This window comes from Mycobacterium sp. NGS18, from assembly GCF_059813185.1.
Genome location: NZ_JCALEC010000005.1, coordinates 113333 through 129202, shown reverse-complemented (window position 1 = coordinate 129202; position 15870 = coordinate 113333). Strand labels below are relative to the sequence as shown.

15 protein-coding genes are annotated in these 15870 nt (G+C 69.3%); 7 read left to right on the top strand and 8 right to left on the bottom strand.

Annotation, left to right across the window (positions count from 1 at the left end; genetic code table 11):
- Nucleotide 1: 1 nt before the first annotated feature.
- From AC5Y31_RS11885 to AC5Y31_RS11875, 3 genes are all read right to left on the bottom strand, one after another.
- Nucleotides 2-1156, bottom strand: coding sequence for a thiolase family protein (locus AC5Y31_RS11885; protein WP_065024676.1), 1155 nt, complete (start codon nucleotides 1154-1156; stop codon nucleotides 2-4).
- A gap of 13 nt (nucleotides 1157-1169) precedes the next feature.
- Nucleotides 1170-1586, bottom strand: coding sequence for a Zn-ribbon domain-containing OB-fold protein (locus tag AC5Y31_RS11880; RefSeq protein ID WP_065024675.1), 417 nt, complete (start codon nucleotides 1584-1586; stop codon nucleotides 1170-1172).
- Nucleotides 1587-1786: 200 nt separating this feature from the next.
- Nucleotides 1787-2437: a TetR/AcrR family transcriptional regulator gene (locus AC5Y31_RS11875; RefSeq protein WP_499980534.1), complete on the bottom strand. Its 651-nt coding sequence runs from the start codon at nucleotides 2435-2437 to the stop codon at nucleotides 1787-1789.
- 185 nt (nucleotides 2438-2622) lie between these two features.
- Between AC5Y31_RS11875 and AC5Y31_RS11870 the strand changes: the two genes are divergently transcribed.
- Nucleotides 2623-3405, top strand: coding sequence for an enoyl-CoA hydratase (locus AC5Y31_RS11870; RefSeq protein WP_499980533.1), 783 nt, complete (start codon nucleotides 2623-2625; stop codon nucleotides 3403-3405).
- A 6-nt stretch (nucleotides 3406-3411) separates the two neighbouring features.
- Here AC5Y31_RS11870 and AC5Y31_RS11865 read toward each other — a convergent pair whose 3' ends face one another.
- The 5 genes from AC5Y31_RS11865 to AC5Y31_RS11845 are packed head-to-tail and all read right to left on the bottom strand — an operon-like array spanning nucleotide 3412 to nucleotide 9512.
- The gene (locus AC5Y31_RS11865; protein ID WP_499980531.1) at nucleotides 3412-4890 is read right to left on the bottom strand and encodes an AMP-binding protein; all 1479 of its coding nucleotides are present in this window, start codon (nucleotides 4888-4890) and stop codon (nucleotides 3412-3414) included.
- Nucleotides 4887-5660, bottom strand: a complete 774-nt coding sequence (locus AC5Y31_RS11860; protein ID WP_499980530.1) for an SDR family NAD(P)-dependent oxidoreductase — start codon at nucleotides 5658-5660, stop codon at nucleotides 4887-4889. Before AC5Y31_RS11860 ends, AC5Y31_RS11865 begins: the two co-directional genes overlap by 4 nt.
- A 2-nt stretch (nucleotides 5661-5662) precedes the next feature.
- The gene (locus tag AC5Y31_RS11855) at nucleotides 5663-7180 is read right to left on the bottom strand and encodes an AMP-binding protein (RefSeq protein ID WP_499980529.1); all 1518 of its coding nucleotides are present in this window, start codon (nucleotides 7178-7180) and stop codon (nucleotides 5663-5665) included.
- Nucleotides 7177-7914 carry a GntR family transcriptional regulator gene (locus tag AC5Y31_RS11850; RefSeq protein ID WP_499980527.1) on the bottom strand — a complete coding sequence of 246 codons (738 nt, stop codon included), beginning with the start codon at nucleotides 7912-7914 and terminating at the stop codon, nucleotides 7177-7179. The genes AC5Y31_RS11855 and AC5Y31_RS11850 overlap by 4 nt, the downstream gene beginning before the upstream one ends.
- Nucleotides 7911-9512, bottom strand: a complete 1602-nt coding sequence (locus AC5Y31_RS11845) for an SMP-30/gluconolactonase/LRE family protein (protein WP_499980526.1) — start codon at nucleotides 9510-9512, stop codon at nucleotides 7911-7913. The genes AC5Y31_RS11850 and AC5Y31_RS11845 overlap by 4 nt, the downstream gene beginning before the upstream one ends.
- 136 nt (nucleotides 9513-9648) lie before the next feature.
- Here AC5Y31_RS11845 and AC5Y31_RS11840 point away from each other — a divergent pair, with 136 nt between their 5' ends.
- The 6 genes from AC5Y31_RS11840 to AC5Y31_RS11815 are packed head-to-tail and all read left to right on the top strand — an operon-like array spanning nucleotide 9649 to nucleotide 15850.
- The gene (locus AC5Y31_RS11840; protein ID WP_499980525.1) at nucleotides 9649-10824 is read left to right on the top strand and encodes a CaiB/BaiF CoA transferase family protein; all 1176 of its coding nucleotides are present in this window, start codon (nucleotides 9649-9651) and stop codon (nucleotides 10822-10824) included.
- Nucleotides 10821-11990, top strand: coding sequence for an acyl-CoA dehydrogenase family protein (locus tag AC5Y31_RS11835; protein WP_499980523.1), 1170 nt, complete (start codon nucleotides 10821-10823; stop codon nucleotides 11988-11990). The genes AC5Y31_RS11840 and AC5Y31_RS11835 overlap by 4 nt, the downstream gene beginning before the upstream one ends.
- Nucleotides 11987-12904, top strand: a complete 918-nt coding sequence (locus AC5Y31_RS11830; protein ID WP_499980522.1) for an acyl-CoA dehydrogenase family protein — start codon at nucleotides 11987-11989, stop codon at nucleotides 12902-12904. The genes AC5Y31_RS11835 and AC5Y31_RS11830 overlap by 4 nt, the downstream gene beginning before the upstream one ends.
- Nucleotides 12901-13683: an enoyl-CoA hydratase/isomerase family protein gene (locus tag AC5Y31_RS11825; RefSeq protein ID WP_065025350.1), complete on the top strand. Its 783-nt coding sequence runs from the start codon at nucleotides 12901-12903 to the stop codon at nucleotides 13681-13683. The genes AC5Y31_RS11830 and AC5Y31_RS11825 overlap by 4 nt, the downstream gene beginning before the upstream one ends.
- Nucleotides 13680-14843, top strand: coding sequence for an acyl-CoA dehydrogenase family protein (locus AC5Y31_RS11820; RefSeq protein ID WP_499980521.1), 1164 nt, complete (start codon nucleotides 13680-13682; stop codon nucleotides 14841-14843). Before AC5Y31_RS11825 ends, AC5Y31_RS11820 begins: the two co-directional genes overlap by 4 nt.
- The gene (locus AC5Y31_RS11815; protein WP_499980520.1) at nucleotides 14840-15850 is read left to right on the top strand and encodes an acyl-CoA dehydrogenase family protein; all 1011 of its coding nucleotides are present in this window, start codon (nucleotides 14840-14842) and stop codon (nucleotides 15848-15850) included. The genes AC5Y31_RS11820 and AC5Y31_RS11815 overlap by 4 nt, the downstream gene beginning before the upstream one ends.
- The last annotated feature ends 20 nt before the right edge of the window (nucleotides 15851-15870 follow it).

Sequence of the window (15870 nt, the reverse complement as noted above, 5' to 3'; positions counted from 1 at the left end):
CTCAGACCGTGACGATCGTCGCCGACGCCGTCCCGGGCGCACCGTAGACCTGCGCGAACCCCACCTTCGGCTCGCCCGGCACCTGCCGCTCGCCGGCCTGGCCGCGCAACTGCAGCACCAGCTCGTGCAGCTGACGCAGCCCGGACGCGCCGATCGGCTCGCCGTTGGCGATCAGCCCGCCGTCGGTGTTGACCGGCAGCGAGCCGGAGATCTCGGTGGCGCCGTCGGCGAGCAACTTCTCCTGGTCGCCGTCGGCGCAAAAGCCGCACTCGGCCATGTGGATCACCTCGGCGCCGGCATCGGTGTCCTGCAGTTGGACCACGTCGACGTCTTCGGGTGCCACACCGGCGATTTCGAACGCGGCACGCGCCGCATACACCGTGGGCGCGACGTCTTCTTCGATCGGAGCCGATGTCCCGTGCACCTCATAGGCGCCGAAGGTTCGGGTGCGGATCTCGGTGGCCTTCAGATACACCGGCTTGTCGGTGTAGCGGTGGGCGATCTCCGCGCGGCACATGACGATCGCGGCGGCACCCTCGTCCGGTGCGCAGAACATGTACTGGGTCAACGGGTAGTTGAGCACCGTCGAATTGAGGATGGCGTCCTCGGACATCGGCTTGCGCCGGAAGGCATTCGGGTTCAACGCTCCGTTGCGGAAGTTCTTGGCGGCGACCTTGGCCAGAGTCGCTTGCGAGATGCCGTGGTCGTGCAGGTAGCGGTTGGCCTTGATGCCGAAGAACTTGGTGGTGACGAACTGCCCGTTCTCGGCGTACCAGGCGGGCAGTGCCAGCTTGGCCGGATCGTCGGTGAACGCTCCGCGGGGGTGCTTGTCCATGCCGATCGCGATACCGATGTCGTACTTGCCGGAGCGGATGTTGTCGGCGCAGACCTGCGTGGCGGTGGCGGCCGTCGCGCAGGCGTTGAACACGTTGGTGAACGGGATTCCGGTGAGCCCGACCAGTCGCGTCACCGCGTCCGGGTTGGAGATCTCGTAGCTGCCGCCGACGCCGAACTGGATGTCGCGCCACTCGACGCCGGCGTCGGCCAGGGCGGTGTGGATCGCCTCGGCGCCCATCTGCATCGCCGACTTATCGAACCGGCCGAACGGGTGCAGCCCGACGCCGATGATCGCCACATCGTTGTTCGCTACGGTCATTTTCCAGGTCTCCTTAGACGGGCTGGAAGGCCCAGGTGAGAATCTCGGTCCCGTCGTCGTCGACGTAGAACGGCACCATGGTCAGTTCGACGTCCATGCCGAATTTCAGCTTGGCGGGGTCGGATTCGGTCAGGCGGGCCTCAACCTTGACCACATCGCCGAGTCGCACCAGTCCGACGCCGAACGGGGCGAAGCCCTCGGCGGACTCGCCGCCGGCATAGGGCAGCTTCGGCACGAAGCCCTGGGTCGTCCAAGCCTCCAACGTCCCCTGGCGGGGCAGCAGCAGATCACGCACCCGCGGGCCGCTGCAGCGCGGGCAGTGGTCCTGGCGGGGCCACACCGTCGCCTCGCAGTCGTCGCATTGACTGCCGATCAGGGCCGGGTTCTCGTCGGGCCAGTTGGTGACATCGGGAGCGAGGACTTTACGCATCGGCGGGACCCGCCGTAGAGGAGCGCAGACACGGAGTGGAAATCACATTCTCGATTAGAGCATATGAGCGTCCGCGAGGGAAGCCGGGCTCGGGCGTGGCCGCGGTACGGCGGTTGGAGTTAGGGGCGTGGGGGTGCGCAGATGCACACCTTCACCCGGCGTGTCGCGGACAAACGCGCTCCCTCGCGGGAAGGAACGACTTATTCGGCCAGGCCGTGGGCGCAGAAGTCCCAGACCTCGTCGGCGCTGATGGGATGGGCCGCCGGGTCGTCGGACTCGGCGCTGGACTGTGCCACGAACATGACCGTCTGCATGGTCATCGCCGCCATGCGCCGGGCGTTGACTCCCTTCCGCAGCTCGCCGGCCTCGTCGGCGGCCTCCATCAGCTCGGTGAGCAGGCCCAGCAACGGGGTGAAGGCGATTCGGACCTCGGTGGGGTGCGATACCAGCAGCCGGGGCGCGAAGTCGGTGAACAGTGGACGCTTGGCAGAGGGGTCCGGCCGGGACAGCTCGAAGAGCAACTCGACGGCCACTTTCAGCTGCTCCATCGGCGTGGCCTTGTCCTCGGTGGCGGCGCGGATCTGGTCGGCGGTGCGGCTCAGGGCGTCCTCGAACAGCGCCAGCAGCAGCTCATGTTTGCCGTTGAACTGCAGGTAGAAACTGCGCAGCGACTGCCGTGAGCGCTCGACGACTTCCTGCACGGTGAAGTCGGTGCTGCCCTTTTCGATGATGATGGCCTGGGCGGCGTCCAGGAATCGCTGAACGCGCTGGGCGGCCCGCAGTCGCGCGGTCTTGATCGACCGCTCGACCGCCCGCTGCTTCCAGACGGGCTCCTCTTCGGGGTTGTTCACCAGCGGCTCCAACGGTTGCCTTTTTGGGAGAACACGCATGCACCTTACCGGAGAATGACGCCAGAGCGACGGCGCCGATCTGGGCGCTGCCGTCCCGACTTCGAAGATGGTAACTTTCCCAGGAGGAGAAGCAGCTTCTCGCACTGTGGGGGCGGTACCGATCCCGCAACTGAGTAAGGACGTCCATGTACATCGATTACGAGGTCGCCGACCGGATCGCGACGATCACCCTGAACCGGCCGGAGGCGGCCAACGCCCAGAACCCCGAGTTGCTCGACGAGCTCGACGCGGCCTGGACGCGCGCCGCCGACGATGACGACGTCGCGGTCATCGTGCTGCGGGCCAACGGCAAACACTTCTCGGCCGGCCACGACCTCAAGGGTGGCGGTCCGGTGCCGGACAAGATCACCCTGGAGTTCATCTACAAGCACGAGTGCAAGCGCTATCTGGAGTACACCCTGCGGTGGCGCAATGTGCCCAAGCCGTCGATCGCCGCGGTGCAGGGCCGGTGCATCTCCGGCGGGCTGATGCTGTGCTGGCCGTGCGATCTGATCATCGCCGCCGACGATGCCCAGTTCTCCGACCCGGTGGTGTTGATGGGCATCGGCGGTGTCGAATACCACGGCCACACCTGGGAATTGGGTCCGCGCAAGGCCAAGGAGATCCTGTTCACCGGCCGCGCGATGACCGCTCAGGAAGTCGAGCAGACCGGGATGGTCAACAAGGTGGTTCCACGCGAGGAGCTGGATGCCGAGACCCGCCGGCTCGCCGAGCACATCGCCACCATGCCGTCGTTCGCGCTGCGGCAGGCCAAACGCGCGGTCAACCAGACCCTGGATGTGCAGGGCTTTTACTCGGCGGTTCAGTCCGCGTTCGACATCCACGAAACGGGGCACGGCAATGCGCTGTCGGTGTGCGGGTGGCCGGTGCTGGTGAACCTCGACGACATGAAGTCGAAGGTGCAGTAGGCGTTTTCACCTGCGATCACGGGCCAGCGAACGCAGCTGGCGTTTGAGCACCTTGCCGTAGCTGTTCTTGGGCAGCGCGTCGACGAACTCGTAGCGTTTCGGGCGCTTGAACCGGGCGATGCGTTCCAGCAGATGATGATCCAGCTCGGCGGCGGAGGCCTCGCCCACGATGAAGGCGACCACGATCTCGCCCCACTCGGCATCCGGGGCGCCCACCACGCCGGCCTCGGTGACGCCGGGATGCGCCAACAGTGCCTCCTCGACCTCGCGGGGATAGATGTTGCTGCCACCGCTGATCACCACGTCCTTGGAACGGTCCCGCAACGTGAGGTAGCCGCGATCGTCGAAGGAACCCTTGTCGCCGGTGAACAGCCAGCCGTCCTTGATGGCCTCGGCGGTGGCGTCCGGGTTGTTCCAATAGCCGGCCATCACCACGTCGCCGCGGCAGACGATCTCGCCGACCTCACCGGCCGGCGCGGGCGTGCCGTTGTCGCGCAGCACCGCCACCTCGACACCGGAGCGGGGATAGCCGACCGAGCCCAGGATCGCGTCGTCGGCCCCGGAGTGGTCGGCGCGGTGCAGGCCGGTGATGGTCATCGGCGCCTCGCCCTGGCCGTAGAGCTGGGCGAACACCGGCCCGAACGCGGTCAGCGCCCGCTTGAGGTCCCCGAGGTACATCGGGCCGCCGCCGTAGATGAGGGTGCGCAGGTGGGCCGGGCGCTCGCGTCCGGTGCGCACCAGGCGCGCCACCATCGTCGGCGCCAGAAATGCGGTGGCGCCGTGGTGATGCCCGCACAGGTCGAGGAACTCGTCGGCGTCGAACGAGCCGGAGGCCGGCACCACCTGCCGCGCCCCGCGCAGCACGTAGGGCGCGATGTACAGGCCCGACCCGTGCGACATCGGGGCGCCGTGGATCAGGCTGCAGTCGGCGTCGGGGTCGTCGAGGTCGGCCAGGTGCGCCACCGTCATCGCCATCAGATTGCGGTGGGTCAGCATCGCGCCCTTTGAGCGTCCGGTGGTGCCACTGGTGTAGAACAGCCACGCCAGCCGGGACGGATCCGGGTCGGGCGGTGCGGCCGGCTCGCTATCGAATCGCTCCAGATAGACGGCGCTGCCAATGGTTTCGACCGGCGCGCCGACGGCGGCGGCCAGCTCGGGTGCCAGCTTCGGGGAGGCGAAAACCCAGGCCGCCCCGGCGTCGGAGATGATCTGGGCCATCTCGCGCGGGTGCAGCTTGTAATTGAGCGGGACGACGGCGCAGTCGGCGGCCCAGGTGGCGAACATCAGCTCGATGATCTCGGGCCGGTTCTCGCTGGCGATCGCGATCCGTGCACCGGGTGCCACCGCCGCGCGCAGCGATGCCGCCAAGCGCCGCGCCCGCTCCGCCAGCTCTCGCCAGGTATACAGTTGGCGTACACCGTGATACACCGCGCCGTGCTCGCCGAAGCGGGCCGCGGCCTGCTCCAGACAGGTGAACAGATTCACGGCTGAACCCAGTCGGAGCTGAGCCCGAAGTCCGAGAGATATTTGGTCGAGCTCCAGCCGCCGTCGACCACGATGGTCTGGCCGTTGATGAACGCACCCGCCTCCGAGCACAAAAAGGCGACGGTGTTGGCGATGTCGTCCACCCGGCCCAGCCGCGGATAGGGCGTCATCTCGGTGTTGATCTTGCGGAATCTCGGGTCGTCGAGCCGTTTTTCGACCATCGGCGTCACGGTGACCCCGGGCGCCACCGCGTTGCACCGGATGCCCTGTGCGCCGTACTGGCAGGCGATGTGGGTGGTCAGTGCGGTCAGGCCGCCCTTGGCCGCGGAGTATGCCCCGCCGCGCAACCCGCCGACCACCGCGAAGGTGGAGGTGACGTTGATGATCGCCGACCCGGGACGCAGGTGCGGCAGCACGTCGCGCGCCAGTCGAAACGGTGCCCGCAGCATCAGGTTCAGGAAGTGGTCGAGGGATTCGTCGTCGGTTTCGTGCAGTGGTTTGGGGCTGCCGACACCGGCATTGTTGATCAGGAAGTCCACTCGGCCCCAGCGGGCCAGCGCGGCGTCGACGATTCGCGCGGGCGCGTCGGGCGCGGTCAGGTCGACGGCCAGGGTGGCGAGGCGATCGGAGTCCGGCGCCGCCGCCGCCAGCTCCGCCAGCCGCTGTTCGTCACGTCCGGTTCCCAGCACCGCCATACCGTCCGCGGCAAGCTTTGTGGCGCAGCCGAATCCGATCCCACTGCTGGCGCCCGTCACGATCGCCACCTGCATGCTCACTCACCTGCCTTCGCTCGGGCCAGCACGGCCCGGATCTGCTGCTTGACGACCTTGCCGGCGTCGTTCTTGGGCAGTTCGTCCCAGATCTCCACCTGCTCGGGGGCCTTGAACACCGCGACACCCTGCGCGGTCAGCATGGCGCGCAGCTCTGCGACGCCGGGACCGGTGTCGCCGGCCGGAACGATCACCGCACAGGCCCGTTCCCCGGTGCGCGTATCGGGTATGCCGACGACCGCGATCTCGGCGATTCCGGGATGGCCGGCCAGGATGTCTTCGACTTCGCGCGCGGAGATGTTCTCGCCGTTGCGGATGATGACGTCCTTGAGCCGGCCGGTGACCAGCAGATAGTCGTCGTCGACCCAGCGGCCGAGATCGCCGGTGGCGAAATAGCCCTCGGCGTCGAAGCAGTCGTCCTCGGGATGCTGATAGCCCACCAGCATCTGCGGGCCGCGGACGTAGATCTCGCCTTCACCCGGCGGGGCACCGTGGTGGGCGACCAGCTTGATGTCGGCGATCCCGGCCCGGCCGTCGGTCTCGGCGGCGTAGCCAAGCTCGCCGGCGCCGACCGCGCCCACGGTGCTGACGGGAACCTCGCTGGACCCGTACACCCGGGTGACGGCGGCACGGTCGAAATAGCCGGCCGCTTCCCGGATCAACGAAGCCGGGACCGACGCGCCGCCGCAGACGAACAGCTTCAGATCGGGTAGCCGGGTGTCGGCGCGCCGGGCGGCGGCCAGCAACTGGGCGAGAAACGGTGTCGCTCCGGCCACGTGCGTGCAGCGTTCGGCGAGCATGAGCTGCACGGCCGCATCGGCGTCCCAGGTGTCCATCAGTACGGCGGTGGTCTCCAGCAGCAGCGGGGCCTCGAAGGCGTAGATCGACCCGCCGATGTGGGCGATCGGGGACGGCACCAGGAAGCGGTCACCGGGGTCGATCAGCCAGTGCTGGGCCAGCTGCCGGATCAGCGCATTGATCGAACGATGACTGTGCAGCACGCCTTTGGCGCGACCGGTGGTGCCCGAGGTGTACAGCAGCAGCCGGACCGCATCGGGATCGACCTGGGGTAGCGCGGTGTCGCACTCCAGCGGCCCCGGGAAGTTGTCGTGGCCCGCGCGTACCAGCACCACCTCCGGCGGCTCGGCGATCGCACCGGTCACCCGCGCCAGCATGCCCGCATAATCGTGGCCACGAAATCGTTCCGGGGCGAACAGCATTCGGCTGCCGGAGTCGGTGAGGATGAACGACAGTTCCGCCTCGCGCAGCGACGGCAGGATCGGGTTGACGACCATCCCGGCCAGGGTCGCGGCCAGATAGACCACGGCGGCCTCATGCCAGTTGGGCAGCATGAAGGACACCACGCTGCCGGTCGGCATCTTCGCTGTCATCGCACCGGCCAGTCCCCGTGCCCGGGTGTGCAGCTCCCCGCAGGTCAGCCGGGTCTCGCCGTCGACGAGCAGCACGCGGTCGGGGGCCTGCGCGGCCGCTTCCGAGAGGGTGTCGCCCAGCGTTGTCACGGGCCGGGCTGTCCCGTCACCCGGTGCAGCGTCATCGAGTACCGGTAGTCGTCGCCGGCATGGGTGTTCACCGTCACCTGGGCGATCTCACCCTCGGAGGTGGTGTAGCTGCGTTGCATCTGCAGTGCGGCGGCGCCGGGTTCGACGGCCAGCTGCTCGGCGAGTTCTTCGCTGATGATCACCGCGCGGATGTGCTGGCGCACCTCGACGATGCTGACCCCGAACACATCCTCGATCAACGGGAAGATCGGACCGGAGTGGCGTTGCAGCAAGCGGCCGACGCCGGCGAAGGCCCGGTTGATGTAGTACTCGGTCCGGCAGATCGGCGCCGTCTGGTTCTCGGCTCGCCGATTGCCGCGCACCGCCAGCCAGTCACTCCCCGCCGGCAGGCCGGTGCGCGCGGCGGTGTCGTCGTCGATGGTGATCATGGCATTGGAGTCGATCTCGAACGAGGAGCCGGCCGCGAACGCGACCAGATCGTCGATCGACACCACGTCGTGGGCGTAGCAGTTCGTCGCGGTGCGGGGAATCACCACGGTGCCCGCCCGCGGCCGGGACACCACCAGGTTGTCCTCGCGCAGCCGCCGCAGCGCCTCGCGGACCGTGTAGCGGCTCACGGTGAACCGTTCGCACAGTTCGTGTTCGGTGGGCAGCTGAGAGCCGATCGGATACACCCCGTCGGCGATCTCCTTGCGCAGCACCCGGGCGACCTTCAGGTAGCGGTGGTCGGTCACGGGCCGGCCGGGTGTAGAGCCAGCACGCTGCCGTCCCCATCGGCGGCGACGAACAGGGTGCCGTCGGGCCCGCGGGCGATCCCGGCGAACGGGCCCTGCGGACCGGAGAACGGCGGCATGCCCTTGAGCGGTTTGGGCTGCACACCCGGCGGCGGCCCGACCGGCAGCCCGTCGGCGAGCACCTGCCGCGACCCGGTGCCGAGGTCGACGGCGAGAACTCGGCGAGCGCCGGCGTCGACGATGTAGAGCCGGCGGCCGGCCACCAGAATGCCTTGCGGACAGGTCAATCCGTCCACCACCGGCTCGACGCCGGAGCCGCCGACCCGCACCACCCGCCCCGCGCCGGACTCGGCCACCAGGTAGGTCCCGTCCTCGGCACGGGCGATTCCGACCGGGCCCGCCAGCCCGGCAGCGAGTACCTCGACGGTTCCGGCGTCCACGCCCAGTACCCGGCCGGTGCCGAACTCGGTGACGACCACTCCGGCGGATCCGATGGCCACCCCGTAGAGCTGGTCGAAGCCGTCGGCAAGCACCTCGCTGCGTGACTCGGCGGGCACATACCGGCTGACCTGCCCGCCGGAGGTGGTGACGACGAACTCGCCGGCACCCAGCGCGGACACCCCGCGGATGAAGCCGGGATAGCCGGGTGTGAACAGCATTCCGAGCGTCTGCAGCTGCCCGCCCGGGCCGACCGCGTAGAAGTAGGTGCCGTCGGCGACGTAGAGGGTGCCGTTCTCGTCGACGGTGAGATCCAGCGGCCAGTTCAGCCCGCCCGGCAGCGCCGTGGACACGTCGCCGCCGGCGGCGATCCGGGTGATCTCGCCGCTGAAGTTGGAGACGAACAGCGCGCCGTCGACGAAGGTGCAGTTGTCCAGCCCGGGCGCCAGCTGCGCCAGCACGGTGCGCTCACCGGTGCGCGGGTCGATGCGCAACACCGCCCCGCTGGCCGCCTGGGTGGAGACGATGAAGCCCTTCGCGTCGAACTTCACCGAGTCGGGCACGCCCAGCTCGCCGGCAACCCGTTGCGGCGCGGCATTATCGGCGTCCGGGTCGATCCGCCAGATCTCGTTGGCGGTCATCACCGGGAAGTACAGCAGCCCGTCGGGTCCGAACTCCATGGCATTGGGGGACGGCAGGTTCTCGGCCAGGACGCGCTGGGCGCCGGTGGCCCGGTCGAGCTCCATCAGGCGCCCGCCGTCGCGGCATTCCCCGACGAACAGCCGGTCGCGATGCACGGTGATCCCGTTGGCGCAGGGCAGGTCGTCGCGCAGCACCCGGCCGCGCCCCGAGGCGTCGAGCACACTGACGCGGGCGTCCATCACCTCGGTGGCATACAGGTTTCCGGCGCCGTCGAAGGCCACGTCGTCGGGCGCGACGACGTCCCCGCCGCGGGGGCTCACCGCGACCAGGTCCCCGGTGGCCACGTCGAGTGCACTGATCTGGCTGCCGGTCACCTGCGCGACGTAGACCCGGCCGTCCGGACCGGTCCGCAGGCCGTTGGCGCCGAACAGCCGGCTCGGGGCGGTGATCCGCTCCAGGCGCCAGCCCGCTGCGATCGCCGGACTGGTGCGGCCGTCACGGGAGAGCGGATCCGTCATGACTCCGGACGTTATCAAGCGCCGTTAGTCCAGACAATAGCTGGCGCCGATCGGCGTCGCGCCCTTGACGGGCAAATAACCCCTGCGGAATAGTGTTCTGCAATACGCAGAACGGAGTATTTTGTCCGAACAATTGATGGCGGATGGTGCTGGGGAGGCCTCGGCGAGTGGTCCGCTGCGCGGGGTCCGGGTCATCGATCTGACGACGATGGTGATGGGCCCGTACTGCACGCAGATCATGGCCGACATGGGCGCCGACGTCATCAAGGTCGAGCCACCCGAGGGTGACGCCACCCGCTACATCTCGGCGGGCCCGGCGCCGGACATGAGCGGGGTGTTCGTCAACGTCAATCGCGGCAAGCGCGGCATCGTGCTGGATCTGCGCACCGACGAGGGCAAAGCGGCGATGGCCGCGCTGATCGCCACCGCCGATGTGTTCATCCACTCGATGCGGGCCAAGGCGATCGCGAAGCTGGGGCTCGACTATCACGCGGTGGCCGCCCTCAACCCGGGGATCGTCTACACCAACTGCTACGGCTATGGCCGGCGCGGCCCGGACGGCGACCGCCCGGCCTACGACGACACCATCCAGGCCGAATGCGGGCTGCCCGCCGTGCAGCAGCAACTCACCGGGCGGGCCGACTACGTGGGCACCATCATGGCCGACAAGATCGCCGGGCTGACCGCCCTGTACGCCACGATGATGGCGCTGTTCCACCGGGAGCGCACCGGTCAGGGCCAGGAGGTCGAGGTCGCGATGTTCGAGACCATGGCCTCGTTCATGCTCGTCGAACACGCCAACGGCGCGATGTTCGACCCGCCCCTGGGCCCGGCCGTCTACCCCCGCACGGTGGCGCCCAACCGGCGGCCCTACGACACCAGCGACGGGCAGATCGCCGCGCTGATCTACAACGACAAACACTGGAACGCCTTCATCGACGCGGTGCAGCCGCCCTGGGCCTCTGAGCAATACGCCACCTTGGCGCAGCGGGCCCAGCGGATCGACACCATCTACGGGCTGGTGGCCGAAACGATGAAGGAACGCACCACCGCGCAGTGGCTGAAGTTGTTGCGCGAACTCGAGATTCCGGCCGCCCCGCTGAACACCCCCGGCGATCTCTTCGACGACCCGCACCTCAACACGGTCGGCTTGTTCGAGACCGTGGAAACCCCGAACGGCCCGGTGCGTTTCCCCGGCGTGCCCACCTGGCTGTCGGCAACCCCGGGCCGGGTCGCCGGCCCGGCGCCGGAGCTGGGGGCGCACACCGCGGCGGTGCTCGCCGAACTCGGCCTCGAGCAGGGCGCCTCATGACGCTGGACTTCGACATGGGCACCCGGGCCGGCGAGCTGCGCGGGCAGCTGCGCGAACTGATCCGCCAGGAGCTGCCGGAGCGGTTTCCGGGAGCGTTCACCGACGATCCCGCCGATCTGGCTGCCGCACAACGGTTCTGCCGGGTGCTGGCCGAGCGTGACCTGCTGTGCCTGTCCTGGCCGAAGGAGTTCGGCGGGGCGGACGCCTCGGTGTGGGAGCAGACCGTGGTGCGCGAGGAGATGTGGGCGCACCACGAACCGCGTGGCGCGCAGTACATGGGGGTGAACTGGGTCGGGCCCATCATCATGCGGCACGGCACACCCGAGCAGCAGCGCCGACATCTGCCGCCGATCGCGGCCGGCGAGGTGATCTGGTGTCAGGGGTTCTCCGAGCCCGAGGCCGGCTCGGACCTGGCGTCGCTGCGCACCACGGCCCGCCGGGATGGGGACGGCTGGCTGATCAACGGGCAGAAGATCTGGACGTCCTACGCCACCATGGCGCAGTGGTGCTTCCTGCTGGCCCGCACCACCCGAGTGGGGGACGGGGCGGCCACCAAGAAGCAGCAGGGCCTGACCATCTTCCTGGTGCCGATGGACAACCCGGCGATCCAGGTCCGGCCGATCGGCACCATGATGGGCCCGCATCATCTCAACGAGGTGTTCTTCGACGACCTGCGCGTCACCGACGCCGACGTGCTCGGCGACGTCGATGCGGGCTGGTCGGTCGTGCAGGACGTGATGTCCTACGAGCGGGTGGGCATCGCCCGGTATGCGCGCTGCGAACGACTGCTGGCCGCCGCCCCGGACGCGCTCGGGCAGCGCTGGGAGACGCTGCCCGGCGAGCTGGCGGCCCGCTGGGTGCGGATGCTCACCCACTGCCGCCGCGCCCGGCTGATGGCGTATCGCATTGTGGCGCTGCAGGACAGCGGACGCGTTGCGCCCGGGGACGCCGCCGCCTACCGGATCGCGGTCACCCGCCTGGACCAGGAGAGCGCGGAGGTGCTGATGGAGATCGCCGCCGAAGCGCCGGCCGGCGCGCAGGCGCAGTGGTTCCGCGCCGAGGTCGAAGACCACTGGCGCTACTCGCAGGCTGCCACCGTGTCATCGGGAAGCATCGAGATGCAGCGCATCCTGCTCTCCCGTGCCCTGCTGGCGGCGCCGCGATGATCCTCGAACTCGGCGACGGCGCCGCCGAATACGGGCGCGCGGCGCTGCGGGCGTTCGAAGCGGCCGGTGGCGACGATTTGGTGATGCGCGCCGACGCCGACCCGGCCGGGCGCGAACAGCTGGTGGGCCCGATCCTGCACGGGCTGGACGCGTTCGACCTCAAGCCCCGTGCCGATGCCGACGAACTCGAAGCCGCGGCCGCGCTGTGCCGCAGCGCCGGCTACTGGGCGCTGCCTTACCCGCTGGCCGAACGTCTCGCTGTACCCGCTGATCTCGATGTGGATGGGCTGATCGTGGTCGACGAGCAGGCCCCGGCCGGCGCGGTGGCCGGATTGTCCAAGCGCTGGGCCGCGGTCACCCTGGCCGGAGTGCGCAGCACCGCGGTGGCGCAGTCTGATGCCGGGCCGGCCCTGGTGGCCGAGCTGACGCTGACCGAGATCGACGCCGACGGTGCCGATGATGTGGCACTGGGGTTGGTGCTGCCGTGTTGGACGCTGCTGGGGATGCTGGATCGGGCACTGGATCTGACGATCGCCCATGTGCGGCTGCGCGAACAGTTCGGCCAGCCGCTGGCCAAGTTTCAGGGCGTGCAGTTCCAGCTGACCGACGCCGAGGTGGAACGCAGCGGGCTGGACATGCTGGCCAAGTACGCGCTGTGGAGCATCGCGACCGGGCGCCCCGACGCGGTCGCCGACGCCCTGGCGCTGCGCTCGGCGGCCCTGGACGCCGCCGAGGTGGTGTTCCGGGTCTGCCATCAGCTGCACGGTGCGGTCGGGTTCTGCGACGAGACGGCGCTGTCCTGGTTGTCGCGCTACAGCCAGCCGCTGCGCCGGCTGCCATGGGGTCTCTCGGCGACCCGGGAGCGGCTGGTCGGTCGCACCGGCCGCGCCGGATTGGCGGGCCTGTACTCATGACATACGAGCTGCCGCGCGAGATCACGGTGACCGGTGACGGGCCGGTGCGCACCGTGACGATCAACCGCCCAGAGGAGCTCAACAGCGTCAACGCGGAGCTGCACGCCGGTCTGGCCAACGTGTGGCGGCAGCTGGCCGCCGACAAGGCGACCCGGGTGGTGGTGCTCACCGGCGCCGGGCGGGCATTCTCTGCCGGCGGTGACCTGAACTGGATCACCACGTTCCTCGACGACGACGTCGCCCGCGACGAGAGCATCCGGGAAGGCGCTCAGATCGTCGAGGAGATGCTGCGCTTCCCGCTGCCGATCATCGCGGCGGTCAACGGTCCCGCGGTCGGACTGGGCTGCAGCGTGGCGCTGCTCTGCGACATCGTATTGATCTCGGAGGCAGCCTATTTCGCCGACCCGCACGTCGCGGTCGGACTGGTGGCCGGCGACGGCGGCGCCGCACTGTGGCCGTTGCTCACCCCGATCCTGCGGTCGCGCGAATACCTCTACACCGGCGACCGGATCGACGCCGCCACCGCCGTGGAACTCGGACTGGCCAGCCGCCGCCTCGCACCCGAAGAGCTGTTGCCGCAGGCACATCAGCTGGCCGAGCGGCTGGCCGCCCAGCCCCCGGAGGCGCTGCAGGGCACCAAGCGGGTGGTCAACATGTATCTGTCGCAGGTGCTGGCCGGCCCGCTGCAGGCCGGGTTCGCCGCCGAGGTGGCCACCATGAAGACACCCGAGCACCGGCAGCGTCTGCTGGCCTTCCAGAAGCGGTCGGCCGGGCGATGACCGAAGCTGCCGATTTCCGCGCCCACGTGCGCCAGTGGTGCGCCGACAACATCCCGGCGGACTGGCGTCGCACCCAAACCGAGGTTGAAGAACAGGAGTTCGTCGACTTCCAGCGCAGCTGGTTTGCCACCCTGCACAGCGCCGGGTTCGCTGTTCCGCACTGGCCGCGAGAGTGGGGCGGCGGCATGTCGGTCGCCGATCAGGCCGTGCTGTACCAGGAGCTGGCGGCCCACGACGCGCCGCGGCTGGTGCTGGCGTTCGTCGGCATCCACCACGCGGCGGCCACCCTGCTGGCTGCCGGCACCGAGGAGCAGCGCCGGCGGCATCTGCCGGCGATCTGCGACGGCGAGATCTGGGTGCAGGGCTTCTCCGAACCCGAGGCCGGGTCGGACCTGGCGTCGCTGCGTACCTCCGCGCGCCGGGTGGGCGACGGCTACGTGGTTAATGGCCAGAAGCTGTGGGCCAGCGGCGCCAGCCACGCCCAGTGGTGCCTGCTGCTGGCCCGCACCGACCCGAACGCACCCAAGCGCAAGGGCATCTCGTATTTCCTGCTGGACATGGCCAGCCCCGGCGTGCAGGTGCGGCCGATCCGCAACGCCGTGGGCGACCAGCACTTCTGCGAGATCTTCCTCGACGACGTGGTGATCCCGGCGGCCAACCTGATCGGCGAAGAGAACGCCGGATGGCAGGTGGCGCAGGCGACCCTGGGCGCCGAACGCGGCATGACCATGCTCGAGCTGGCCGAGCGGCTGAGCTGCGCGGGTTTCCGCTGGCTGCTCGAGGCCGCCCCGACCGACGACCCGGTGGTCGCCGACAAATTGGCGCAGCTGGAAACCGAGATCACCGGCCTGCGCGCGATGTGCCGGCAGTTGGTGCGCGACGTCGAGGCCGGCACGGCCGGGCCGGCCGACGCCTCGATCGTGAAGCTGTTCTACAGCGAACTGCTGCAGCGCCTCACCGATTTCGGCGCCGAGATCGGTGGGCTGGCCGCGCACACCGCACTGGCCAAACCGTTGTCCGGCGGCTGGGAATCCGGATCGTGGGTGCTGGACTTCATCGGCTCCTGGGAGTGGACCATTCCCGGCGGCTCCAGCGAGATCCAGCGCACCATCATCGGAGAACGCGGCCTGGGACTGCCGCGAGAGCCGAGCGTGCCATGACGACAACGGATTTCACCGAACTGCACGACGAGCTGCGGGCGGTCGCCGCCGACGTACTGGCCCGGGAGCGGGATACGGAATGGGCGACGCTGGTCGACGCCGGGTGGGTCGGACTCGAGGTCGCCGACGCGCTGGGCGGGGCCGGCGCGACGTTCGCCGAAGTCGCGGTGCTCTGCGAAGAACTGGGCCGGGCCGCCGCGGCCACGCACTATCTGGGCGGCGCCGTACTGTCTATCGGTGTGCTGAACGCACTGCGGCACAGCGGTGTTCGTGACGAACTGCTCGGCGACGCCGCAGTTGGCCGGCTAAGGCTGGCGGTGGCCGACGGAGCGTTCACCGTCTCGGCCGACCGACGGCTGACCGGGCGCGCCGAGTTCGTGCCGGACGCCGACGGCGCCGACCGACTGCTGGTGCCGGCCACCGATCACACCGGCACCGAAGTCATCGTGGTCGCCGACGATCTCACCGTCACACCGCAACCGGTGCTCGACGAGACGCGTGCGGTGGCCACCGTGGCCGCCGACCGCATCAAGGTTCCCGAGCCGCTGAAATTCGCCGACCCGCACGGGATCCAGGACGTGCGCAACCGGGCCGCACTCGCGGTGGCCTGCGACAGCCTCGGCCTGGCCGAGGCGATGCTGGCCGCGACGGTTTCCTATGCGCAGACGCGCCAGCAGTTCGGCCGTCCGATCGGATCCTTCCAGGCCGTCAAGCACGCCTGCGCCGACATGCAGGTCAACATCGCGGTGGCGCGCGCCCTGGTGCGCGACGCGGTCGACGCGCTGGTGGCCGGCGGCCCCGAAGACGCCGATGCCGCGGTCGCCATGGCGAAGTCCTACACCTGCGGGGCGGCCGTCGACGTCGTCGGCAAGGCCATGCAGCTGCACGGCGGCATCGGCTACACGTGGGAGAGCGGCATCCACGTCTACCTCAAACGCGCCGTCTTCAACCGATCGCTGTTCGGGTCACCGGCAGCGCACCGTCAACGTCTCGCTCAACGGTATTAACAAGCAGAACAAGGAGTTTC